This window comes from Neglectibacter sp. X4, assembly GCF_009917365.1.
In the GTDB taxonomy this organism is placed as follows: Bacteria; Bacillota; Clostridia; order Oscillospirales; family Acutalibacteraceae; genus Acutalibacter.
The window spans coordinates 1-266 of sequence record NZ_QWLE01000261.1; the positions used below are offsets into that span (position 1 = coordinate 1).

Annotated in this window: 1 protein-coding gene; it reads right to left on the reverse strand. The window is 35.3% G+C overall.

The window, feature by feature from the left end:
- A partial coding sequence (locus D1841_RS18020) for a helix-turn-helix domain-containing protein (RefSeq protein WP_166554365.1) occupies positions 1-266 on the reverse strand: 266 nt, incomplete at both ends.

The window sequence follows — 266 nt, forward strand, 5'->3', positions numbered from 1 at the left end:
AATCCTTTTCAGTGCTTCTGCTTTTCCAAACTCGTTAAGCAAATTAAAATTGTTTACAAGTTGGATATCTTTAGAATCAAGAACTTTTTTTGCAAAACCGTCAAAACCTGCTTCGTCAAAATCAAGATCCGTAGTGTTGCCAATTTTTTTGTAATCTTCGTCAGAAAGGAAGAATGCTGACACAGGAACATTTAAAACGTCGGACAGTTTTTCAATCATCGAAATATTTGGTTCACGTTGTCCCGTTTCATATCGACTTACGGTTA